We start from the raw sequence: 23,480 nt of genomic DNA, 5'->3' as shown, positions 1-23,480 counted from the left end.
AAGAATATGTCTGTTGAAAAAACTGAAGCACTTCTATCCCAAGAGGAAATGAGAATGCTGATTCAACAGTCCCAAGCAGGCGACAAAGAATCGCGGCGCCGGATGATAGAAGGAAACACACGGCTCGTCTGGTCGATTGTCCAGCGATTCGCATCGCGTGGTGCAGACTTGGAAGATCTCTTTCAGATCGGCTGTATCGGTCTCATGAAATCCGTCGACAAATTCGATTTGTCGTACGATGTAAAATTTTCCACGTATGCAGTCCCCATGATCGTCGGAGAGATCCAGCGCTTCCTGAGGGATGACGGCATGGTGAAAGTGAGCAGATCCATCCGGGAACTGAGCTTTAAAATCCGGCATGCCACTGATAATTATGTGAAGAAATACGGGACGTCGCCTTCCATTTCGGAGCTGTCCGCCGAGCTGGACGTCTCAGTGGACGACATCATCCTGGCGTCGGACGCATTGCGGGATCCGGCTTCCCTCCACGAACAGCTCTATGACAGCGATGGAGACAGCCTGACCCTGATGGATCAGCTGAAAGATGACCGGTCTGCAAGGCTGTTCGATCACATTCCGCTCCGCGATGTCGTCTCAAGGCTCAACAAACGGGATCAGACGATCATTTATATGCGCTATTATCTCGACTGCACGCAGAGTGATATTGCAGAGCGGATCGGAATTTCGCAGGTGCAAGTATCCCGGCTGGAGAAGAAAATACTGGCACAGCTGAAGACCTGGATGGGCGCAGCGGCAGAGGAACCATTAGAAAAAGCGAGGGCTGATCAGTAGATGAATCCTTTATTTGCAACAAAACGTGAAGCGGAAGCCTGGTTTGTCGATAAGTTCGGTACAGGGGAAACATATGACGCCGTCTCCCGGGAGCTGCATCTGTATGATCTGCCTGTCCTGATGCTGTACGTCAACGGCCTGGTAGATGGACAAACCGTCACGACGCTGCTGACGGAAATGCAGGATCAGTCCAAAGAAGTCACAACTTCTCACGATACAGGTGAGAAGTTGCTTTCCTTCTTTCCATATCATGCAGTGGAGCAGCCGAAGAGCCGAGACAATCTGCTGACGTCACTGCTAAGCGGACTTGCGGCTTTCATCACCGAGGATGGTTTCACGATTCTCATCGATGTGCGGAGCTATCCGGGCAGGCAGCCGGAAGAGCCGGACAACGAGAAAGTCATCCGCGGTTCACGGGACGGATTCACGGAAAACATCCTGCAGAACACGACACTGGTCCGCAGAAGGCTCCGGACGGACAATCTGCGTTTCGAGATGCACCAAGTGTCCGCAGTCGGCAAGACGGACGTGGCCATCGCCTATATGAAAGGCGCGGCGAATGAAAAAATGCTCGACGGCATCCGGAAACGGCTTGATGATATCAAGACGGACGGATTGACGATGACCGACAAATCGCTGGAAGAGTTCCTGTTCAAGCAGCGGTTCAATCCGATGCCGTTCGTAAGGTACACGGAACGGCCGGATATTTGCGCGGCCCATCTCCTGGAAGGCCATATTGCATTGATTGTTGACACATCTCCTTCTGCTATCCTCGTGCCGACTACGATTTTCGATCATCTGCAGCACGCGGAGGAATACCGTCAGGCCCCTTTCATCGGAACATTCGTCCGGATGCTCCGGCTGGCCGGTGCGCTATTCAGTCTGCTGCTGCTTCCTTTCTGGTATCTGCTCGCCACCAAGACACAGTATATCCCGCAGTTCCTGCATTATATCGGCCCCGATGATCCGGGTGCCGTTCCGCTCTTCGTCCAGCTTTTGCTGGCTGATCTTGGGATCGAAGTCCTGAGGATGGCGGCCATCCACACGCCGACACCGATGACGACCGCCATGGGGCTCGTGGCGGCTATCGTCATCGGCCAGGTCGCAATTGATGTCGGTCTCTTCACGGGCGAAGTCGTCCTATACGTAGCGGTCAGTGCGATCCTGACATTTGCAATCCCATCCTATGAACTGAGCATCACGACAAAGATATTCCGGATCGCTCTGCTGATTGCGGCAGCCGCAGCCGGAGCTCCCGGGTTCTTCATCATGCTGGCCGTGCTGGTCTATTACCTGAGTTCCATGAAACCGCTCAACACGCCATACTTGTGGCCGCTGCTGCCGTTCTTCCCGAAAGCCATGATGCGCATACTTCTGCGCATGCCGATGACTGAAGACATGCCGCGTCCGTTCATCACCCATTCGCCGAAACGGAGCCGGATGCCATAGGTCATTGCCTGCCCTCCTGACTTATGTTAGATTTGTCCATAGATACTGTTTTCCAATCGCCGGAAAACAGGTGACGAACTGCATAACGGAAAGGGAGGGACTGGCGTATGGAATTATACGGAACTCAGACAGTGAACGAACAGGGCCATCTTATGATTGGCGGAGTGGACTCAGTCGATCTTGCTCATATTTACGGAACACCGGTTGTCGTCTACGATACAGCACTTATCCGTGAACGGGCTGCCGGCTTCCAGGCAGCTTTCAGGAAGATGGGTGTGCAGGCACAGGTTGCGTATGCCAGCAAAGCGTTCTCTTCCGTCGCCATCTATCAGCTGGCCGCAGAGGAAGGCCTGTCCCTGGATGTCGTGTCAGGCGGAGAGCTCTTCACCGCCGTCCAGGCGGATTTCCCGCGTGAGCGCATCCATTTCCATGGCAACAACAAGAGTTACATGGAATTGAATTTTGCGTTTGACGAAAAAATAGGATGTATCGTGGCAGATAATTTCCTTGAACTTGGAATGATCAGCGAAATCGCCCAGTCCCGGAAGCAGACGATGAAAATCCTTCTCCGTGTGACACCGGGAATCGAAGCGCATACCCATGAATTCATCACGACGGGACAGGAAGATTCGAAGTTCGGTTTCGATCTGAAGAACGGTCAGGCGGATGAGGCGTTCAGACGGGCAGCGGACATGCCATACGTCGAGGTGCTTGGTCTCCATTGCCATATCGGGTCCCAGATCTTCGAAACGGAAGCGTTCACGCACGCTGCGCATTCCTTGATGGAGAAAATGAAAGCATGGCGTGACGAACATGGTTTCGTATGTTCCGTCCTCAATCTCGGCGGCGGGTTCGGCATCCGGTACACGGACGAAGACAGGCCGCTGGAACCGATGCAGTATGCCGAGGAGATGGCGGAAGTGGTATCCGGCCTGTCAGAGGAATGGGGATACCCGATGCCCGAGATATGGATAGAACCCGGCCGCTCGCTGGTCGGCGACGCCGGGACGACCCTCTACACTGCAGGCAGTGAAAAGCAGGTGCCCGGCATACGGACATACATCGCGGTCGACGGAGGCATGTCGGATAATATCCGTCCGGCATTGTATGATGCCAAATATACGGCGGCAGCTGCTCAGCAGATGCACAGTCCACATGATACGCGTGTGACCATCGCCGGAAAATGCTGCGAATCCGGAGACAAACTGATTACCGATGCCACGCTCCCGCGGCTTCAGGAAGGTGACTTGCTCGCCGTTTTCTGCACAGGTGCTTATACGTACTCAATGGCCGGTAATTATAACCGGCTGCCGCGGCCGGCGGTAGTATTTGCCGAGGAGGGACACCACCAGCTCGTGATCCGCCGTGAAACCTACGAGGATCTCACCCGGCTGGACCTTCCCCTGCAGCAGAAGGCGAGGAAAGGGCAGTAATGAAGAAAAAGAGGAATATCATTTTGTTTGTCAGCATCGCTGTTGTGGCGCTGATTTGGGGTGCGGTCTACTGGTACTATGTCATGCCTGTCATCGACCCCCGCTGAACCATCAGTTGAAAATTGTGCGGGTTTCCTGTAAAATCAACGGATAGGCAATGCTGAAAAAGAAGGGGTATCCATGAAACTTGTTCGCTACAAAAAAATGCACCAGAAAATAGCAATGGGATTTCTTTCTTACATCCCAGGTGAGTATTCTGTGAAGCAATTGCAGGAAATCCTTGCCCGTTATGAAACCGAAGAGGACCTTGAATTATTTCTTGTGAAACAGCAGGAAGATTTCATCGGCATAGTAGGGGCTGAGATTGAAGAGGACACGATGACGGTGCACCACCTGTCACTGAACCCTTCATTCCGCGGGGAAGGAATCGGCAAAGAAGTGATGGCGAAGCTGCAGGAGGAATATCCGGATAAGATCCCGTATGGGAACGATTATACAGATGCTTTCGTCAATAAATGCATGCTGGAAGAAGCAAGAGCGGATCGCTAGCGTCCGCTCTTCTTCTTTTCGTTCCGCAATTCCAGAATATCGGACCGGTCCCTGCGCATATGCTTATGGACAACATCTTCACTGCCGCGGGGCAGCAGCGTCATCGTCCGCCCGGCTTCTTCCGTCTTCTGCAAGAGGGTCTGCGAGAGGACGATGATCGGGAACGGTCTGAACGGCCGGCGCTGCTGCACCAGTCCGCGAGCCGACTCCAGATCCGAGAGCAGCCTGCCGATATCCAGCTCCTCCCTGTACTCGGGATACGAACGAGCGGCAGCTGCGAACCGCTCTGACGATTTGCCGAACGTCCGTGATGCGCCGCTGAAGTTTCCGCGCCGCCAATGGTACATACCAGTCGTCAGCAGGATGAAGGCCGTGAGAGGATGTTCTTTCGAAAAACCGGGCACCGATTTCCAATACTCTTCGAGCACTTCATGACCTTCGAAATAGTCTTGATTCCTATTAAAATAGACGAGAAACTCAACAAAAAGAGGATGATGGTAAGGTTGCATATTATTCTCCTTTACAAGGAATTCCGTCTGCCGAAAGCAGAGAAGGTGAAACCGTGTCATACAAAGTGAAACTGGAAGCATTCGAAGGACCGCTGGATCTTCTGCTCCATCTTATCAACCGGCTGGAGATCGATATCTATGATATCCCGATGGCTCAGCTGACGAACCAATACATAGAACATTTACATGCCATGCGAGTCCTGGAGCTGGATGAACTCAGTGAATATCTCGTACTTGCCGCAACATTGATAGAGATCAAGAGCAAAATGCTGCTGCCGGTCCATGAAGGTGACGTATTCGATGAAGACGGAACAGACTTCCAGATGGAAGATGATCCGCGCGAAGAACTGATCGCACGTCTGCTTGAGTATAAGAGATACAAAGAAGCGGCCGTCCAGCTGAAAGAGTCGGCAGAGGAACGGGCCGTCCACTTCACGAAACAGCCTGCCGACATGGGTGCATACGGAACGCTCCCGCAAAACGATACAGGGGAGGCCCTCAGCGTTTTCGATTTAGTCGGTGCATTCCAGAAGATGCTGCAGAGAAGGCGGCTGAAAGCGCCCCTGACAGCCAGTATAGCAAACAACGAACAGTCTGTCGGAGAAAAGATGGATGAGATCATGGGCAGCATCGTACAAAAAGGCGGCCGCTGTACGTTCGATGAACTTTTCGACGAGGGGGATGTCAGTTCACTGGTCGTCACATTCCTGTCGGTTCTTGAACTGATGAAACGCAGGGATGTCTATGTCGAACAGCAGGGGAACTTCGACCGCCTGTACATCATGCTGCCAACTGGAGGAACGAATGGATGACAAATACGAAACGGCTGGCAGCCTCAATTGAAAGCTTCCTGTTTGTTGCGGGGGAAGAAGGACTGCCATTGAAGCAGCTGGCTGCCCTGACCGTCTGTACGGAAGGGGAAGTGACCGCCGCACTGGAACACCTTCTCGGACAATATGAGGCGAGGGAAGACAGCGGCATCACACTCCGCCAATACAGCGGCGGCTATCAGCTGGTGACGAAAGCGGAATTCGCGGAGGACATCAAACGGCTGTTCGAGAACCCGCCTTCCAAAATGATGACCCAGGCCGCGCTTGAAGTCCTTGCCATCATCGCATACAAACAGCCTGTGACACGGGTGGAAGTCGATGAAATCCGGGGCGTCAAATCCGAACGGGCCATCCAGACACTGCTGTCCAAAGGATTCGTCATGGAAAAAGGCCGGCTCGAAGCGAGCGGGCGGCCTATCCTCTACGCAACGACCCCTTACTTCCTCGACCGGTTCGGGCTGAATACATTGGAAGACCTTCCCGAACTGCTGCAGGAAACGGACGACGAAGAAGATACCGATCTATTTTTGACCAAGTTCCAGGATATGCTTGAAACAGAAGAAGGTTAAGGAGGAAATCATGCTTGAAGAAAGCATTTGTATGCCTGCTGCTTGTGCTGTTCGTCAGTGTTCCATTCCAGCTGCCCGCGTCGGCGGCTGTGCATTCCTCGTGGGCCGTCATCGATGCGGACACAGGAAGGCTGCTGGACGGGTATCACCCCCATGACAGACTGCCGATTGCGAGCCTGACGAAGATGTGGACGGCTCTGACGTTCATCGAATCCGGCGTGACTGAAAAAGAGGTGGAAATCTCTCCGCGGGCCGCTTCGGCGGAAGGATCCTCCATCTATCTGACGCCGGGCGACTCGGTTTCATCGGAAGACCTCCTGTACGGTCTCATGCTGAGATCCGGCAACGATGCGGCTGCAGCTCTCGCTGAGCATGCAGGCGGCTCGCTTGAAGGATTCGTCACGATGATGAATGAGCAGGCGCGGCTCTACGGCCTGGAAAACACCCGTTTCACGAATCCGTCCGGCCTGCATGACGAGGAGCACTTATCCAGTGCATATGATACCGCCATGATGCTGCATTACGGCATGAAGAACAAGGAGTTCCGAAAAATCGCCTCCACCGAGAACTATACGTCCGGTATTGGTCAGGCAGCCGCCTGGCAGAACAAGCACCGGCTCGTGACATCCGATACGGATGCCGTCGCCGGAAAGACGGGATTCACGAAGGCAGCCGGCAGGACGCTCGCTACGTATTTCGAGCATGGCGGCAAACGGGTGATAGTGGTGACGCTGAATAACGGCAACGACTGGAACGTCCATAAGACACTTGCCGCTGAAGCTTTCAAAACCCATGATATCGTAAGGATCGCGAAAAAAGGCACATACTCGGTACTGCCGGGTGTCACAGCTGAACTGGACCATCCGATCGAACTTCTGCTTACCAAGGATGAACGGAAAAAGACAACATCCATCATGCGGCTGCCAAGAAGCAGTTCCAGCGGGGACACCGGCCAGTGGATCGTCACGCTCGGCCAGGAACCTCTGGTGACAGCTGCTGTGAAACTGACAAGGACCGATTGACCGTAAACATGATGAGAGACTGCACAGAACAATGAGGCGGCGTCCCATTGTACCGTGGAGTCTCTTTTTCATGTGAATCGGCTGTTTTGCAAAGTATCGAGGCGGGCGCCCGGCGATTTACAGTCGGTCTCCTTTTCATTTGCTGTGAAATGTGACATAATTTTTTAGACTGAAGAATGAGGTGACGGAATGGAAAGACTGCAAAAAGTATTAGCCCGTGCAGGCGTGGCATCCCGCAGGAAAGCGGAAGGTCTGATCACAGACGGGAAAGTGAAAGTGAACGGCACGGTCGTGACGGAGCTCGGTACGAAAGTGACGGCGTCAGACCGGATCGAAGTGGAAGGCATCCAGATCGTCAAAGAGACATTCGTCTATTATCTGCTCTACAAACCGAGAGGATACATCTCGACGGTCCACGATGAGAAAGGACGGAAAACGGTTCTCGATCTGCTGCCGGGCGTCGAACAGCGTATTTTCCCTGTAGGCCGTCTGGATTATGACACGTCCGGTGTGATCATACTGACGAATGATGGTGATTTCTCCTATACGATGACCCATCCGAAATACGGCATCAAGAAGCAATATATTGCAAAAGTGAAAGGTGTTCCCACGAGGGAAGCACTGAAGAAGCTGGAAAACGGCATCGAGCTTGAAGACGGAATGACAGGCCCGGCCCATGTCAAACTCCGTTCAATGGACAAGAAAGCGCAGACCGCTCTTGTGGAGATTACAATATCAGAAGGCAGGAACCGCCAAGTGCGCCGCATGTTCGATGCAATCGGCTGCCCCGTCGTCAAATTACGCAGGGAATCGTTTGCGAACCTGACCACACACGGTCTCAATGCAGGTGAAGCGAGGGAACTCACAACGCACGAAGTGAAACAGCTGCGGGTCCTTGCCGAAACCGGCACAATTGGCTGAACAATCGCCAAGTGTCACAAAACGCTCACGAAGCGACTCCATTCAAAAACACATCTTTGTTATAATAAAGGTTGCTATGCAGGAGCTGAACGAATCACGTGAGGGGGGAAAGAAGTGGCGAAAATGGACAAGAAGAGAAAGCGGCTCATCATACGGGGTGTCATTCTCCTCCTTCTTGCAGCTGCCATTGTCTTTGCACTGACTTCTAAGAAGGAGACAAAAACTCTTGCAGCAGGAGACCGTGCACCTAATTTCGAACTCCTTGATATGGATGGCAGCAAAGTGAAGCTGTCCGATTACGAAGGCCAGGGTGTCTTTTTGAATTTCTGGGGAACATGGTGTCCTCCCTGTAAAAAAGAGATGCCATATATCGAAAAGCATTACAAGGAATTCAAAGATAAGGGAGTCCAGGTCCTTTCCGTCAACATCGGTGAGTCCGACTTCAAAGTCAGCACGTTCATCGACCAATATGGACTGACGTTTCCTGTAATGATCGACAAAAATAAGAGTGTCAGCCGCAACAGCTACAATGTTGTTCCTCTGCCGACCACAATGCTCATCGACAAAGACGGCGTCATTCAAAACATTATTACACGGGAAATGAGCGAGACTGAAATCGTCTCACTCATGCAAAGCGTACAGCCCGAGTAAGGAGCAGGGTACCAATGAGCAAAATCAAATGTCAATGCGGTCACGAGAATCCATACGGCACAGTACTCTGTGAAAAGTGCGGCCGGCCGCAAACGGATGAGGCAAAAGACAGTAAAATGGTGGACATGCGCTACGAAGGGTCCGCCAGGCGGTCACAGACCTATAAAAAATCGATCATCGACAAAATCTGGAACTTCTTTTCGAGCGTCAAGATCGGAGTCAGCATCATCGTCGCTGTGCTGTCCGTGTCCGCTATCGGCACGATCCTGCCGCAGAAGTTCTATGTCCCTGTAGCCGGGAACGATCCATCCGAGTACTTGGATTACTATGAACGTCTGTATGGAACATTCGGCAAGATCTACTATCAGCTGGGCTTTTATAATATCTATGACAGCTGGTATTTCAAAGTCCTGATCGGCATGCTCGGCACGTCGATCATCATCGCCAGCCTGGACCGTGTCATCCCGCTGTACAAATCGCTGAAAAAGCAGCGGACGAAGCGCCATCTTTCCTTCATGAAACGTCAGCGGATCTACGGGGAAGGTCCTGTAACGGATGCTGACCATTCCATGACGGAAGCGGAAAAAACATTGAAAGAGCTTCACTACAATGTGAAAACCGAAGACGGAGCGATCCTCGCGGAAAAGAACCGCTTTTCGCGCTGGGGTCCATACGTCAATCATACAGGCCTTATCATATTCCTCCTCGGTGTGCTGTTGAGGGGCATCCCGGGCTTCTACGTTGACGAGACGATGTGGATCCGTGAAGGTGAAACAAGAGAGATTCCGGGCGCTCCCGGCTATCTCCTCGAGAACGTCGCATTCACGATGGAGACATATTCAGAGGAAAATGCTGATGCTGTATTCGATGAAGCCATCCAGAAGAACGGCGCCATCGTCAGCAACTATCAGTCCGATGTCAAGCTGTACAAGGAGAAAGAAGGCAGCCTGCCGGGTTCTGCTGATGTCGAATTCATCAAGGAATACCCGATCGTCGTCAACAAACCGCTGACATTCGACGGCTACAGCATCTTCCAGATGGATTTCAAGACCGGGGAATTGAAAAACATGACCTTCTCCCTTCAGAACAAGGAAACCGGTGAATCACTCGGTGATTTTACGGTCGACTTGAACAATCCGGCGAAGAAGTATGATGTAGGAGACGGTTCTGCAGTCGAACTGATGGAATACTATGCAGATTACGACGGCATCAAAGACGGGGAACCGACCTCCAAATCACCGATTCCGAACAATCCGGCCTTCATTTTCAATATGATCACGCCTGAGCATCCGGAAGGTGAAAAGAGTTTTGTCGCCATCCGCCAGACGCTCGAGGTGGAACCGAACGATTACGAAGTGAAGTTCCTGGATGCAGACACCCGCAATGCTTCAGGTCTGACCATCCGGAAAGACAAAACGCTGTACATCCTGCTTCTTGGCGGTATCGTCTTCATGATCGGTGTCATCCAGGGATCCTACTGGCAGCACCGCCGCATCTGGATCCAGAAGGGGGACAGCGCCGATATGGTGCTTGCCGCCCATACGAACAAGAACTGGTATGCGCTGAAAAAGGATCTGGATAAAGTGAAAGAAGCAGCAGCCCTTCCCGAGTATACGGATAAGCAGGACAAGGATGCAGCGGCTGATGCAGTGGAAGGAGAGACAGTTTAATGGATTACGCTTCGTTAAGTGCCAATTTACTGCTGATTTCGTTTGTCGCGTATTTGCTCGGGACATTCTTCTTCGGCGGAGCAGTGAAAAAATCGAAGTCCGAGAAAACGTACAAAGACAGTGTATGGGGGAAAATCGGCATTCTGATCACGATTGTCGGTTTCATCTCCCAGCTCGGCTACTTCATTACACGGTGGATGGCCTCCGGGCATGCACCTGTCAGTAACATGTTTGAATTCACGACAGCGTTCAGCATGATGCTTGTCGGTGCATTCATCCTGATCTTCTTCATCTACAAGACGCCTTCACTCGGATTGTTCGCTCTGCCGATCGCAATCGTGATCATCGCCTATGCGAGCATGTTCCCGCGGGAAATCACACCGCTGATCCCTGCACTGAAGAGTTACTGGCTGACTGTTCACGTCATCACAGCGGCAATCGGGGAATCGATCCTGGCAATCAGTGCGGTTGCCGGTCTGATCTATCTGGCGAAAAATGTGGATCTGACGAAGAAGTCGAAAGAGCGGTTCTGGCTGGAAGCCGTCATGTTCACGCTGGTGCTGGTGCTTGGCTTTGTTGTTTCGTCTTCTGCATTTACGCTTTCAGGCTATGAAGCGAAATTCAATTATGTCGACAAGAACAACCAGCCGGCAGAAATCACGTACAATTATCCGCCGCTCTTCGGCATGCATGACTATGAACAGGTAACGACTGACACGATGAAACCATGGGCGGAAATGCCGGCGATCGTCAATGCGAAGACGCTGACGACATTCGTCTGGTCGCTTGCATCCGGAATCGTGCTGTACGTGCTGCTGCGCCTGATCTTCAGGCGGCCGATCGCAGCCGTGCTGCAGCCGTTCGCGAAGAAAGCGAACTCCCAGCTGATGGATGAAATCGGTTATCGGTCTGTCTTGATCGGGTTCCCGGTGTTCACCCTCGGGGCACTCATCTTCGCGATGATCTGGGCTCACGAAGCCTGGTCGCGTTTCTGGGGCTGGGACCCGAAAGAGGTCTGGGCGCTCATCACATGGCTGTTCTATGCGGCATTCCTCCATCTCCGCCTGTCGCAGGGCTGGGAAGGGAAGAAATCCGCCTGGCTCGCGGTCGTCGGGTTCGTCATCATCATGTTCAACCTGGTGGCTGTCAACCTGATCATTGCAGGTCTCCATTCATACGCATAACCAACAGACCGCACAGCCTATCCGCTGTGCGGTGTTTTTATGGACCCTTGCGATACAGGAAAGAATAGGGAGCCTTATCGTGCAGCTTTGCCGAAGTACACGAGCTGTGTACGGTACATATTTTGCAGAAAAGTATTGTAGTTTCTTTTTCGGAAGAGGACAAGTACAATGAAGACAGCAGTTCTGAAAGGGGCAATCGTCAATGGATGAAAACGTCAAATTGCTCGTCGTAGACGACGAAGACCGGATACGCCGCCTTCTAACGATGTATCTTTCACGTGAGGGCTATGAAATGGATGAAGCACAAAATGGAATGGAAGCATTGGAGAAAATCCAGGAAACACAATATGACTGTATCCTGCTGGATGTCATGATGCCTGAGAAAGATGGGATCGAAGTTCTGCATGAACTCCGCGCTGAAGAGGACCAGACGCCGATCATCCTTCTCACGGCGAAAGGAGAAGAATCGGACCGAGTCACCGGATTCGAGACAGGAGCGGACGACTATATCGTGAAGCCGTTCAGTCCGCGGGAGGTCGTCCTGCGCGTGAAAGCGCTTCTGCGCCGTGCCGGTGCTGTTAATGGGACGCAGGCGACTGCATCTTCGAAAGACCTTGTCGTGTTCCCGCAGCTGACGATCGATCATGATGCACACCGGGTCACCGCGGAGGGCAAGGAAGTGAGCCTGACGCCGAAGGAATACGAACTCCTCTATTTCCTGGCAAAAGCACCTGACAAAGTATTCGACCGTGAGCAGCTGCTGAAGGAAGTCTGGCACTATGAATTTTTCGGCGATCTGCGTACTGTTGATACACACGTCAAGCGGCTCCGTGAAAAGCTCAACAGAGTATCCGAACGTGCTGCCAAAATGATCGTTACAGTGTGGGGAGTCGGCTACAAGTTCGAGGTGCCGGCTGAATGAACCGAATATGGAATTCAATCGTCGGGAAGCTATGGGCAACCATATTGCTTCTCGTTTCATTTGTCCTGTTCATCGTAACGGCCCTGCTGCTGGAGTTCTTCGATAATTTCCATACGCGTCAGGCGGAAGAGACGCTTCTGCGTGAAGCCAATACGATTGGAAGCATCATCCAGGACCATGATAACGAACAGGCGATGCAGCTGGTCGTCCATGACATCCTGAATAACGGGACGAGCGCAATCATCGTGGATAATACAGGGGGCATCGCCTATTCGTTCCACGATAAGGATCTGGACGCAAAGCCGATTGAAAGTAAAATCCTGCAGGACGAAGAACTCAGCAGCCGAAGCGGAAAGGACAGCCTTTCCAAGCAGATGATCCTCCCGTCGATGACGGAAAAGGACGTATCCGAACGGTATATCGTGAGTTCCGCACCGGTCCCGAACGACCGGGCGAGCCATGTCATCGTCTATCAAAGCTTCGAAGCCATCCATGATACGACGAAATGGACGACGCATATCGTCCTGCTGTCGGCGTTCATCGCATTCCTGCTGACGACCTTCTTTGCGTTCTTCCTGTCCACGCAGATCACACGGCCGCTCCGGCAGCTGAAAGAAGCGGCATTCCAGCTGTCGAAAGGGAATTTCAATGCAAGGATCCCCGTGAAGCAAAATGATGAAATCGGTCAGCTGTCGACAGCATTCAATCAGATGGGCCGGCAGCTGAAATACAATATGGAACTCATCAAGCAGGACAAGGAACAGCTTTCCAGCATCCTGACGTCCATGACAGATGCCGTCATCACATTCAATCGCGACCACACGATACTGCTGAGCAATCCGCAGGCGGAGAAGCTGCTGCAAAAATGGTCGTTCCTTAACCAGGAAACCGACGAACTTCTCCCCCCGGAGATCAACCACATGCTCGAGCATGCGATCACGTTCGCGGAGGAAGTGGATGCCGAACTCGAAATCGGCGGACTCTACTTCGTCGTAGCGATCAGTCCGCTGTACAGCCGGAACAGCATCCGCGGAGCGGTGGCTGTCCTGCGCGACATGACGGAGCAGCATCAGCTCGATAAGCTGCGGTCGGATTTCATCGCAAATGTCTCCCATGAACTGCGTACGCCCATTTCCATGCTGCAAGGGTACAGTGAAGCGATTTTGGATGGGGTTCCGGAGACGGTGGAAGAGAATCATGAAATGGTGAAGATCATCCACGACGAATCCCAGCGCATGGGCCGGCTCGTCACCGACCTGCTGGACCTGGCAAGGATGGAGTCGGGCCATATGCGCCTGTATAAGTCGGAAATGGCAGTCGTGCCGTTCCTTCTGCGCATGCAGAACAAGTTCACACAAGTGGCAAAAGACAGTGAAGTGTCGCTGTCGGTTCAGCCGAACGGCCAGGAATCCCTTCATATCCAGGCGGACGAAGACCGGATCGAGCAGGTGTTCACGAATCTGATCGACAATGCGATCCGGCATACGCCGAATGGCGGCAGTGTGACGCTGTCGGTCGAGAAGTACCCGAAGAATGTCGCCATTTCCGTGACCGACACTGGCAGCGGGATACCGGAAGAGGATCTGCCGTACGTGTTTGAACGTTTTTACAAAGCGGACAAAGCGCGGACACGCGGGAAAAGCGGTACAGGGCTCGGACTTGCCATTGCAAAGAATATCGTTGAATCCCATGGCGGCACGATCAGTGCGAGACGGGGTGACGGCGCGGGCACGATCTTCACCGCTGTCCTTCCTCTGGAATAATATGTGTAACATTCCGGCCTGAAAGCCGTCAAATCGAGTGAACGAGGGGGATTGCTGTGGACGAAGCCGTATTTCATCATCTCTATGAAACGTATCATCGGGATGTGTTCAACTTTTTGACATACTTGACGAAAGACCGGCAGCTGGCGGAAGACTTGTCGCATGAAGTATATGTGAAGGCGATCCGCGCATACTCCTCGTTCGAGCACAGAAGCAGTGAGAAGACGTGGCTGTTTTCCATCGCAAAAAACGTGGCGGTCGATCACTTCAGGAAAACAACTGTCCGGAAACGTCATGCCGACCGGTTTTTCGACTGGGACACCATGGAAATCGAGTCCGACAAGAAAACGCCGGAACAATGGGCGGTCGAGAGCGAAGAAATCCGGACGGTGCTGCGGTTGCTGGATGACTGCACGACCGATCAGCGTCTGGTGCTCATCATGAGGTATATGAATGATTTGACGATTGCTGAGACGGCAGCATCTCTTGAATGGTCGGAAGGAAAAGTGAAAACGACACAGCACCGGGCCCTGAAAAGGCTGAGAAACCAGATGGCTGCTGCGGACAGGGAGGAGGACCGATGAATGGGGAAAAAACGGGATGATGAGATGCTTGAAAAACTGCTCCGCTCCCTGCCTGAGCAGAAGGATACCCGCTCCCGCGAGGAAATCCTGAAAAGGCTGCAGGACGACGGCAGGTTATCCGGTAAACCGTCGATTCCGTCGCGCAGACGCAAGAAATGGCGGATACCGGCAGCCGCCGCAGCCGCCGCGGTTCTCCTGGCGGCCGCTCTTTTGGTCCCTGCCTTCCTTGACCGGCAGAACGGCAGCAGGGAGTCGGCCGATGCCGTCCTGGAAGACAGGGACGACAAAGCCGCCGATCAGAAACTGGGGAATACGCAGGATGAATCGGAGAAATCCATGCCAGCTGAGTCGCGGATGATGATGGAGACCGATGAATTTGCTTTGAAGCAGGCGGTCTATGCGGATGAATTGGACGGGAGGCGCATCCTCCATATCGGCCTGCAGGACAGCCAGGCCGTAAGTTTGCCGGTCTCACTGACGCTGACGGGAGAGCAGCTCAGCGAAAAAGGTCTCGCCGGTGATTCGACTGACCTTGAAATATACAGGGTGTTTGCAGGTGAGCTGGATGAAGAGACGCTCGGTTTTGAGGACTACCATCCTTACCAAGCGGAGTTGAAGGAAGAAGGGGCCCGGCTCGATGTGCTCCTCGATGATGACCATGGATATGACCGGTCTGCCGCCGCCATCGAAGTTTTCTTCCACTCTTTGCAGCAGACTTTCCCTTCCTATGAAGAGATCAGGATCCTGGATTCTTCAGGGAACCCTGCAGAATTCGATGAGATGGGAACAGTGCCGCCAATCCATCCGTCCAAATTACCGAAAACACCGTATTTTGTATATACGAAATACGATAAGAGCCAGCTTCTTGCACCGAGTTTCATGCAGAGGGCGGATTCGTTTGCAGAAGCGGTCAGCGCGATGCAGACCGAACCGAATGACCTGTTCACCTCGCCGATCCCCGCAGGGACACATCTGGAAGCCGAACAATCCGGACAGCTGGCGACTGTTACATTTGACCCTGCCCTGTCATTGGGGGAGTTGGGAAAAGAGCAGGCAGACCTGCTCATGGACAGTCTGGCATTGACAGCCGCGAGCTTCGGTCTTGAACTCCAACTGCGTCAAGTGGAGCCGTCCGAGTGGAACGGGATCGATCTCCGGCACGCCCTTCCGGCAGCCGCCGGGGCAAATCCCCGGGCAATGACAATCGGGAATGACTAACCTGTAAACAGACGAGTTTACAGGCTGGTCTTTTTTTTGTATACTGGGAGTGTAATAAAATATTGATTCATCTTCGGGGCAGGGTGCAATTCCCGACCGGCGGAAATGGAAGCGAAAGCTTTTTAGCCCGCGAGCCTAACAGCTGATTCCGGTGTGATTCCGGAGCCGACAGTATAGTCTGGATGGGAGAAGGTGAAGGCGAAGCCGTCTTTTTTGTCTGTTTGACAGCGGCTTACTTAAGTGCGCCTATCCGGGTTTACCGGGTTTGGCGGTGCTTATGTAACCACGTCTGAACTCTCCCTTCAGTGATTCGACTGGAGGGATTTTTTTTGAAGGCGGACAGTGAAAGCGGCAGAACCTTTCCTCTTTGTGAAGAGAATCGCAAAAGGAGAGAGTATGATGAACAGCAAGAAACTGCGGGCGATGATCTTGATCGCCATCCTCGGCAGCATCTCAACGGTGCTCATGCAATTCAATTTTCCGCTGCCGGCTTTACCCGGATTCCTGAAGATCGATTTCAGTGAAATTCCGGCAGTCCTGGCAGTGATGACCCTCGGCCCGGTTGGAGGGATTTCTGTTGAACTGCTGAAGGTTGTCCTGTATTGGTTCCTTCAAGGCAGTCCGACCGGCGTACCCGTCGGCGAGATCGCGAACTTCGTGACCGGCGTATTATTCATCATGCCGATCTATTTCATCTTCAACAAGTTCCGCAATTCCCGCGGACTGACAGCGGGACTCGTGACCGGAACGGTTTCCATGGCAGTCGGTATGAGCCTGCTGAACTACCTCGTGTTCCTGCCGGCGTACACATTCTTCCTGAATGCACCGCCAGTCACAGGGGATGGGCTGTATACGATGATCGTGCTCGGAATTCTGCCGTTCAACCTCATCAAGGGAGCCATCCTGATGGTCATCACACTGCTTCTGTTCAGGAGCATGCAGAGCTGGATCAGCCAGCAGCATCGGAAACTATCCGTATAAAGAAGAAAAAACAGGCTTGTCCGCGTAACGCGGCAGCCTGTTTTTAGTCTTCATATTTAAGCGGATCCCCATCAAATGGATCGTCTGCGATTTTGATGGAGTCTGTCGGACAGCCGTCGAAAGCATCTTCCAGGTCCTCCAGCAGTTCTTCTGGAACTTCGGTATTTCCCGTGTTATCATCTAGGATAACGTACGCAATACCCTCATCATCGTAGTCGTATATATCAGGCGCTGCAGCTCCGCATGCTCCGCAGGCGATACATGTGTCCTGATCTACAATAGTGAACTTACGAGTAGACATGATCGTTCTCTCCTCTTTTCTTCGCACTTGCAACTTGTTACTTCATCCATTCTAAAACGGTTTTCAGCAGTTTTCAACCTTTACACTCCAGAAAGTAGGGATTCTTCGTGAAGTTAAGTTCTATTATTCTCAAGATTGCAGAGAAGATGGACGGCCAGCGGACCTTGAATGCCTGCCTGCATATATTGCGCGGTAAGCGGTCGGGACAGACACTTCAGGATGTCGACGCGTTTTCCGTCAAACCCTATTTCGCCATCCTTCCTAAACTTTCGGAGGCGGCGTTTGCCGAATCTGCGGATTTCCTGCAGAAACAGCGCCTGCTTGGCACGGAAGGCGGCCTGATCCGGCTCTCTCCGGAAGGGAAACGGGCGGCAGAGGAACTTCCCGAGTTCCGCTTCGACGGCTGGCATTTCAGAGGACGCGAGAATGTATTCTTCCAGCGGCTGCAGCTGCTTGTACAGACATGCTCGCAGCTGCGGAGCGGAAACACGTCGTTCCTGCCCATCACGAACGACCGCGCTGTCCAGCAATTCGTCAAAGGAGTGGTGCGGAATTCCCGTATGACGGGACGTGATTTGGCAGAACAGCTGGCGCGCGAACTGGCGGAGGCTGTCCGGGCATCCGGGATGTCGGACGTGCAGGCTGTCATCTTCAGTCACAGACTGACCGGGTACGGTGCGGCCGGCTGGACGTGGGACCAGATCGAAGAGGCGGCAGGTGAACCGAGGAACAGCCTGCAGCTCGACTGGCTCGAAGGACTGCACCGCTTCACCACTGCGGCGGCTGCGCCATCCGCCAGGGAGGATTTGCCGCTCCTGCACGGACTGTCCGATGGTATCCGTATGGAAACCCCGCTGACCGACTCGACGTCCATTACCAAAAGGCTGTTCGATCAGGGACTGACAGTCGAAGAGATTGCGCATGCCAGACAGCTGAAGACGAGTACGATAGAAGACCATCTGACAGAGCTTGCAGCGAACACGGCAGCATTCCCGATCAGCCGGTTCGTGAGCGCGGAGGACCAGCACGCCGTGCGTATGGAAGTGAGTCTGAAGAATGTGAAACGGCTGCGGCTGCTGAAGGAAGCATTTCCCCATTTGTCCTATTTCCAGCTGCGCCTTGTGCTGAGTGCAAGAGAAGAGGTGATGCCAAGTGAACCTTCATGATGAGCTGAAGAGACGGTTCGGGTTCGACCGGTTCCGGCCGGGCCAGAAAGAGGTCATCGGGGCGGTGCTGGACGGCAGGGATACACTGGCCATACTTCCGACAGGCATGGGGAAGTCACTTTGTTATCAGCTGCCGGGTGATTTGCTGGACGGTCTTGTGATCATCGTATCGCCGCTTGTCTCGCTGATGGAGGATCAGGCTGCGTCCATCCGTAAGCGCGGTGAGAAAAGGGTCGCTGCCGTCAATTCGATGATGGCGGCCGAACAGAGGAAACAGCTTTTTGCTGAAATCCGGCAGATCAAATTCCTGTTCATCTCCCCCGAGATGATGAACCGTCCGGATATGACAAGGCTGCTGGCGTCGCAGCCAGTTGCCCTTCTGGTCATCGACGAAGCGCATTGCATCTCCCAGTGGGGGTTCGATTTCCGTCCGGATTACCTGAAGATCGGTGAATTCATCCGCAAGGCGGGGAACCCACGGATCCTGGCGCTGACAGCGACAGCCGACCAGCGGGTTGAACAGGATATACTTACATATTTGAACATGCAGGATGCTTCGGTCATCCGCCAGTCCGTGAACCGGCCGAACATCTATTATTCGTTACGCAGGTTCGACAGCATCCCTGAGAAGAATGACTGGATTGCAGGAAGGCTGAAAGCAACATCAGGTCCGGGCGTCCTGTACGTGGCGTCCAGGAAGCGTTCGGAAGAACTCACCCAGCTGCTGCAGAAGGAAGGCATACAGATCGCCGCCTACCACGCAGGCAAGGAAGCCGGCGACCGCCAGATGATCCAGCAGCAGTTCCTCTCGGGTGAACTGGACTGGATCTGTGCGACCAACGCATTCGGCATGGGCATCCATAAAGATGACATCCGGCAGGTGATCCATGATCAGATGCCTGCTTCCGCTGCTGCTTATGTGCAGGAGGCCGGGCGGGCAGGCAGAGACGGGAAACAGTCAAGTGCAGTGCTGCTCAGCCTGCCGGACGACGGACAGAAGATCCGGTTCATCGTCCAGAATGATCTGCCGGACGACACGGAAGTGACCTATTATGCGCGACTGAGGAAGGCGGGGAATCAGCGGGAACAAGCCGCTGAACTTGCGGGGATTTCCGAAACGGGCGCCCGGCTCATCGATCATTACGCGGAACAGGAGAACGAGGCGGGGATTGCGGATATCTTCACAGGTCTCCGGTTCGGCAAGGAGGAGAAACTCCGGCAGATGATGGATTACACGACCGGAAACACCTGCCTCCGGACGAAGCTGCTGTACTATTTCGGGGAACAGCCGCCGGAACAGCAGGACGTCTGCTGCTCGGCGTGCGGGGACCCGCCGGAAGACTGGCTCGGAAAACAGCATGCTGTGCTGAACGAAAGGCGGCTGCTGCCGTGGGAGGACCGCATTCGTCTGCTGCTATGCTGACAGCTTGATTGGCGTTTACTTTTCCGACAGAATTCGTCATAATGAAGAGACAGCAATAGGGGATAGGAGAATGAGCTATGACAAAAAGTGACTTTCATTCAGACTTCGAGAATAATAGACAAGCGATCGAGATGGATGAGAAGGCCCCTGAGGAAATGCCTTCCCGTGTTGAGGTTCATAAGAGCAGGAAAAAGAGCCCGCAGCGGAAGAAACAGGATAAACGCAAGGGACTTACGCTTATCAATATCATCCTTATCCTGTTCACTCTGATTCCCATCGGAATATTTGTGTATGTTCTATCCGATTTGTATAATCCTAAAGAGGGAAATACAGTAAGTATCGATAAATCCGGAGTCACATTTGAAATGGACTCGAAAGAACCGGGAGGCAGTACAGGCATCGCTGCCGAGAAGGAAGACGGGGACCAGGACCAGGACAGCTCCGCTGACAAAAACGGCAGTGCCGGCGACGACAAGCAGGCAGAGGACAATTCGGGAGACTCCGCAGACCCGGATAAGAGCCGACAGCAGGATAAGGCGGAGGAACAGAAGGCTGACCAGAAAAAGCCCGTCCAGCCTGAACAGAAACCTGCACCAGAGCCGGAGAAAAGACCGGCTCCAAAACCGAAACCCGAGCAGAAACCGGCTCCGAAACCCGAGCAGAAACCGGCGCCGAAGCCTGAAGCGAAACCGGACCCCCCTGCGCAGACGAAACCTGCAGGGAAAACCCATACTGTGGGCCCCGACGAAACACTCTATCGGATTTCCGTAAACTATTACGGTTCAGGGGAATATGTTGAAAAGATCAAGGCTGCAAACGGGCTGACGTCCAATTCGATCAGTGTCGGACAGACGCTGATCCTCCCGTAAATTAAAATCAGGAAAAGGCAAAGTCCGTATGCTTTGCCTTTTTCATATGGCAGGTGGATGTATGAAGACATGGAAAATCGCATTTGGTGTGCTTTCGGCATGTGCAGCTCTCGTGACTGCGAGTATGCTGTGGAGTGCGAAGCGGGTGACCGTGAAAAAGCATGCAGTGGAGATCGATCCGGATCCCGATTCGGAATTGACGGTCTTCTTCATAAGTGATGTGCACCGGAGACGGGTTCCCGGACGGCTGTCCGAAAAAGTGCAGCAGACCGGAAAGTCACCTGACCTCGTCATCATCGGAGGGGATTTTGCGGAAAAAGGTGTCCCCGTCCGGCGTGTTCAGCAGAATGCCGCCCGGCTTGCTGAAATGGGCCCTGTCTATTATGTGTGGGGCAATAACGACCGTGAGATCGGGGAGGAGACGATGCGGTCCATCATCGCGGACGTCGGCGGGACTATACTGGATAATCGCACTGTACCGGTCGCATCTCATCCTGGCTGGATCATCAGCGGTGCCGATGATCCTTCAAGCGGCAATGCCGACTTGCGGAAGGCAGTTGAATTCGGCGGACAGTATGATTTCCGTATCGTCGTGATGCATAATCCTTCCTCTTTCGGGAATTTGGCGGATATGGCGTCTCCGGCACTTTTGGCAGGAGGCCATACACATGGCGGGCAAATCAGGGTAGGACCCTGGGGGATGCAGCCGAAAGGGACATTCAGGGTGGACCGCAGGCAGGCTGAACTGATCAGCAACGGGTTCGGCACGTCTCTCGTCCCGCTCCGTTTTGGCGCTCCTCCGGAAACACATCTGATCACACTGCGGTATAAAAAAGGAGTGTAAACATAGAGTATGATTAAAACCGACGCTATCATAATCGGAGCCGGTCCATGCGGTCTGTCAGCTGCCATTGAGCTGCAGAATCTGGGGCTGCAGGTGATCCTCATCGAGAAAGGGAGCATCGTCAACTCCATCTACCGGTATCCGACCCACCAGACGTTCTTCAGCTCGAGCATGAAGCTGTCGATCGGCAATATTCCGTTCATCACCGCAAAAGAGAAACCACAGCGCAACGACGCGCTTGTCTACTACCGGACTGTAGCGGAACTGGAGCAGCTGGATATCCGGAGTGGTGAAACGGTGCTGTCTGTCGAAAAGAATGACGGCGGTTTCACCGTCACGTCGAACAAGGCCGTCTACCAGGCGGATTACACAGTCGTGGCGACAGGATATTATGATCAGCCGAACCGGCTGGATGCTGAAGGTGCTGAATTGCCGCACGTCCATCATTATTTCAAGGAGGCACACCCTTACTTCCGCAAGCATGCAGTTGTCATCGGCGGTAAGAATTCCGCGGTCGACGCTGCCCTGGAACTCGAACGTGCCGGCGCCTATGTCACTGTGGTGTACCGGGGCGGGGAATACTCGAAAAGTGTGAAACCGTGGATCCTGCCGGGATTTGAGAGCCTGGTGAATAACGGGAAAGTCCGGATGATATTCGAGGGCTCCGTAGACGTCATCACAACGGACACCGTCACGGTCAGTACACCGAACGGACAGGAAGAGATCCGCGCAGATGTTGTCTTTGCGATGATCGGCTACCATCCGGACTATGAATTCCTGGGGAATATGGGAATCCGCCTCGATTCCGTCAGCGGCTGTCCTGACTATAATCCCGATACGATGGAGACATCCGTGGACAATCTCTATATTGCAGGGGTCATCGCAGCCGGCAACAATGCAAACTCGATTTTCATTGAAAACGGCAGACATCACGGTGAACTGATTGCAGAGACGATCAAGAAGCGGCTGCAAAATAAAATTGCAGAATAGCCGGGTCTCCATATGAGCAATATGTTATAATCTCCCTGATTGGGGGTGCGGAAGTTGTTCATATTATTCACTGTGGCGATCGCACCGTCACTTGCGCTCTTCAGCTATTTGTATTTACGGAAAGAGATTACACAGGAACCTTCCCGTGCCCTGTTCCAAGCGTTCGTCTATGGTGCTGTCATGACATTCCCGATCCTTTTCATCCAGCACGTCTTCTTGGAGGAACACGTGCTGGCGAACGGATTCCTCCATAACACACTCTTCACAGGAGCCATCGAAGAGTTTTTCAAGTGGCTTGTATTATTGATTTTCCTCTATAACAATTTCGAATTTGACGACGCATATGATGGCATCCTGTTCGGGGCGAGTGTCTCGCTCGGTTTTGCGACTGTCGAGAATATCCTGTTCCTCTTTACGTTCGGCCTGGATACGGCCTTCATCCGTGCACTGCTGCCGGTGTCGAGCCATGCCTTGTTCGGTGTCGTCATGGGGTATTATTATGGACGGTCGAAGTTCGCGCCGGGAGAGCGGAGAAACCGATACTTGGCGCTGGCATTCCTCCTGCCTTTCCTGCTTCACGTAACATATAATGCTATCTTGGAGATACATGATCTCTGGCTCTATCTGATGATCCCGTTCATGCTGTTCTTATGGTGGTTCGGACTGACGAGGGTCAAATATGCCCATGTTTTCGCGTTGAGACAAGCGAGGAGACGCATGCGCTGAGCGAACTGCCCGGAAATGTTGAAAAAACATTTCCGGGCAGTTTTTTTGTTTTACAAAATGCGTCATAAAACAACTGAATACGGGCAGGATAGACACTAGGAACGAAGACTGGAG

The 23,480-nt window shown here is 53.1% G+C and carries 24 protein-coding genes and 1 riboswitch; of the genes, 22 read left to right on the top strand and 2 right to left on the bottom strand.

The annotated features are described in order from the left end of the window. Positions 1 to 6: 6 nt before the first annotated feature. The 4 genes from BN1190_RS10015 to BN1190_RS10000 all read left to right on the top strand — a co-directional run bounded on the left by BN1190_RS10015 (position 7) and on the right by BN1190_RS10000 (position 4,223). A complete protein-coding gene (locus BN1190_RS10015) occupies positions 7 to 792 on the top strand; it encodes a SigF/SigG family RNA polymerase sporulation sigma factor (protein WP_040286768.1) in 786 nt (261 codons plus the stop codon). Next, on the top strand, positions 793 to 2,241 hold the full coding sequence (locus BN1190_RS10010; protein WP_040286767.1) for a spore germination protein: 1,449 nt from the start codon (positions 793 to 795) through the stop codon (positions 2,239 to 2,241). Between the two features lie 107 nt (positions 2,242 to 2,348). Further along, positions 2,349 to 3,674 (top strand): diaminopimelate decarboxylase, encoded by a 1,326-nt coding sequence (lysA, locus tag BN1190_RS10005; RefSeq protein ID WP_040286766.1) that lies wholly within the window; start codon positions 2,349 to 2,351, stop codon positions 3,672 to 3,674. A gap of 258 nt (positions 3,675 to 3,932) precedes the next feature. Further along, positions 3,933 to 4,223: a GNAT family N-acetyltransferase gene (locus BN1190_RS10000; protein ID WP_244898707.1), complete on the top strand. Its 291-nt coding sequence runs from the start codon at positions 3,933 to 3,935 to the stop codon at positions 4,221 to 4,223. On the opposite strand, the gene BN1190_RS09995 is transcribed toward BN1190_RS10000, so the two are convergent. Continuing rightward, positions 4,220 to 4,732, bottom strand: a complete 513-nt coding sequence (locus BN1190_RS09995) for a DUF309 domain-containing protein (RefSeq protein ID WP_040286764.1) — start codon at positions 4,730 to 4,732, stop codon at positions 4,220 to 4,222. The genes BN1190_RS10000 and BN1190_RS09995 overlap by 4 nt on opposite strands. 53 nt (positions 4,733 to 4,785) lie before the next feature. Here BN1190_RS09995 and BN1190_RS09990 point away from each other — a divergent pair, with 53 nt between their 5' ends. The 12 genes from BN1190_RS09990 (at position 4,786) to BN1190_RS09935 (ending at position 17,047) form a co-directional block, all read left to right on the top strand. Next, complete coding sequence (locus tag BN1190_RS09990) at positions 4,786 to 5,544, top strand: segregation/condensation protein A (protein ID WP_040286763.1); 759 nt, start codon at positions 4,786 to 4,788, stop codon at positions 5,542 to 5,544. Next, positions 5,541 to 6,131, top strand: coding sequence for an SMC-Scp complex subunit ScpB (scpB, locus tag BN1190_RS09985; RefSeq protein ID WP_040286762.1), 591 nt, complete (start codon positions 5,541 to 5,543; stop codon positions 6,129 to 6,131). Before BN1190_RS09990 ends, scpB begins: the two co-directional genes overlap by 4 nt. Before the next feature lie 14 nt (positions 6,132 to 6,145). Beyond that, positions 6,146 to 7,153 carry a D-alanyl-D-alanine carboxypeptidase family protein gene (locus tag BN1190_RS09980; protein WP_040286761.1) on the top strand — a complete coding sequence of 336 codons (1,008 nt, stop codon included), beginning with the start codon at positions 6,146 to 6,148 and terminating at the stop codon, positions 7,151 to 7,153. A 189-nt stretch (positions 7,154 to 7,342) separates the two neighbouring features. After that, positions 7,343 to 8,074, top strand: a complete 732-nt coding sequence (locus BN1190_RS09975; protein WP_040286760.1) for a pseudouridine synthase — start codon at positions 7,343 to 7,345, stop codon at positions 8,072 to 8,074. A 123-nt stretch (positions 8,075 to 8,197) separates the two neighbouring features. After that, positions 8,198 to 8,725: a thiol-disulfide oxidoreductase ResA gene (resA, locus tag BN1190_RS09970; RefSeq protein ID WP_040287266.1), complete on the top strand. Its 528-nt coding sequence runs from the start codon at positions 8,198 to 8,200 to the stop codon at positions 8,723 to 8,725. Between the two features lie 14 nt (positions 8,726 to 8,739). Next, positions 8,740 to 10,395, top strand: a complete 1,656-nt coding sequence (gene resB, locus BN1190_RS09965) for a cytochrome c biogenesis protein ResB (RefSeq protein WP_040286759.1) — start codon at positions 8,740 to 8,742, stop codon at positions 10,393 to 10,395. Then, a complete protein-coding gene (gene ccsB / locus BN1190_RS09960; RefSeq protein ID WP_040286758.1) occupies positions 10,395 to 11,579 on the top strand; it encodes a c-type cytochrome biogenesis protein CcsB in 1,185 nt (394 codons plus the stop codon). Before resB ends, ccsB begins: the two co-directional genes overlap by 1 nt. Positions 11,580 to 11,781: 202 nt before the next feature. Then, on the top strand, positions 11,782 to 12,501 hold the full coding sequence (locus BN1190_RS09955; RefSeq protein WP_040286757.1) for a response regulator transcription factor: 720 nt from the start codon (positions 11,782 to 11,784) through the stop codon (positions 12,499 to 12,501). Further along, positions 12,498 to 14,264: an ATP-binding protein gene (locus BN1190_RS09950; RefSeq protein WP_040286756.1), complete on the top strand. Its 1,767-nt coding sequence runs from the start codon at positions 12,498 to 12,500 to the stop codon at positions 14,262 to 14,264. The genes BN1190_RS09955 and BN1190_RS09950 overlap by 4 nt, the downstream gene beginning before the upstream one ends. Positions 14,265 to 14,320: 56 nt before the next feature. Then, on the top strand, positions 14,321 to 14,848 hold the full coding sequence (locus BN1190_RS09945; RefSeq protein ID WP_040286755.1) for a sigma-70 family RNA polymerase sigma factor: 528 nt from the start codon (positions 14,321 to 14,323) through the stop codon (positions 14,846 to 14,848). Beyond that, a complete protein-coding gene (locus tag BN1190_RS09940) occupies positions 14,849 to 16,066 on the top strand; it encodes a hypothetical protein (protein ID WP_040286754.1) in 1,218 nt (405 codons plus the stop codon). Positions 16,067 to 16,131: 65 nt separating this feature from the next. Then, positions 16,132 to 16,264: riboswitch (FMN riboswitch) on the top strand. Between the two features lie 201 nt (positions 16,265 to 16,465). Further along, complete coding sequence (locus tag BN1190_RS09935) at positions 16,466 to 17,047, top strand: ECF transporter S component (RefSeq protein ID WP_040286753.1); 582 nt, start codon at positions 16,466 to 16,468, stop codon at positions 17,045 to 17,047. Positions 17,048 to 17,090: 43 nt separating this feature from the next. On the opposite strand, the gene BN1190_RS09930 is transcribed toward BN1190_RS09935, so the two are convergent. Further along, positions 17,091 to 17,348, bottom strand: coding sequence for a ferredoxin (locus BN1190_RS09930; RefSeq protein WP_040286752.1), 258 nt, complete (start codon positions 17,346 to 17,348; stop codon positions 17,091 to 17,093). A 107-nt stretch (positions 17,349 to 17,455) separates the two neighbouring features. On the opposite strand from BN1190_RS09930, the gene BN1190_RS09925 reads away from it, so the two are divergent. The 6 genes from BN1190_RS09925 (at position 17,456) to prsW (ending at position 23,366) form a co-directional block, all read left to right on the top strand. Beyond that, entirely contained in the window at positions 17,456 to 18,514 is a 1,059-nt protein-coding gene (locus BN1190_RS09925; protein ID WP_040286751.1) for a helix-turn-helix domain-containing protein, read from the top strand. Further along, complete coding sequence (locus BN1190_RS09920) at positions 18,501 to 19,937, top strand: RecQ family ATP-dependent DNA helicase (RefSeq protein WP_040286750.1); 1,437 nt, start codon at positions 18,501 to 18,503, stop codon at positions 19,935 to 19,937. The genes BN1190_RS09925 and BN1190_RS09920 overlap by 14 nt, the downstream gene beginning before the upstream one ends. Before the next feature lie 365 nt (positions 19,938 to 20,302). Next, positions 20,303 to 20,806, top strand: a complete 504-nt coding sequence (locus BN1190_RS15055) for a LysM peptidoglycan-binding domain-containing protein (RefSeq protein ID WP_179860775.1) — start codon at positions 20,303 to 20,305, stop codon at positions 20,804 to 20,806. A gap of 61 nt (positions 20,807 to 20,867) precedes the next feature. Next, positions 20,868 to 21,650 (top strand): metallophosphoesterase, encoded by a 783-nt coding sequence (locus BN1190_RS09910; protein ID WP_040286749.1) that lies wholly within the window; start codon positions 20,868 to 20,870, stop codon positions 21,648 to 21,650. Between the two features lie 9 nt (positions 21,651 to 21,659). Beyond that, positions 21,660 to 22,640 carry a YpdA family putative bacillithiol disulfide reductase gene (locus BN1190_RS09905; protein ID WP_040286748.1) on the top strand — a complete coding sequence of 327 codons (981 nt, stop codon included), beginning with the start codon at positions 21,660 to 21,662 and terminating at the stop codon, positions 22,638 to 22,640. A gap of 54 nt (positions 22,641 to 22,694) precedes the next feature. After that, the gene (prsW, locus tag BN1190_RS09900) at positions 22,695 to 23,366 is read left to right on the top strand and encodes a glutamic-type intramembrane protease PrsW (RefSeq protein WP_040286747.1); all 672 of its coding nucleotides are present in this window, start codon (positions 22,695 to 22,697) and stop codon (positions 23,364 to 23,366) included. The last annotated feature ends 114 nt before the right edge of the window (positions 23,367 to 23,480 follow it).

Source organism: Sporosarcina koreensis (assembly GCF_000826145.2).
GTDB classification, from domain to species: domain Bacteria; phylum Bacillota; class Bacilli; order Bacillales_A; family Planococcaceae; genus Sporosarcina; species Sporosarcina trichiuri.
Note: the sequence above shows the minus strand (reverse complement) of the source record. Positions and strands in the feature narration are given on the sequence as shown.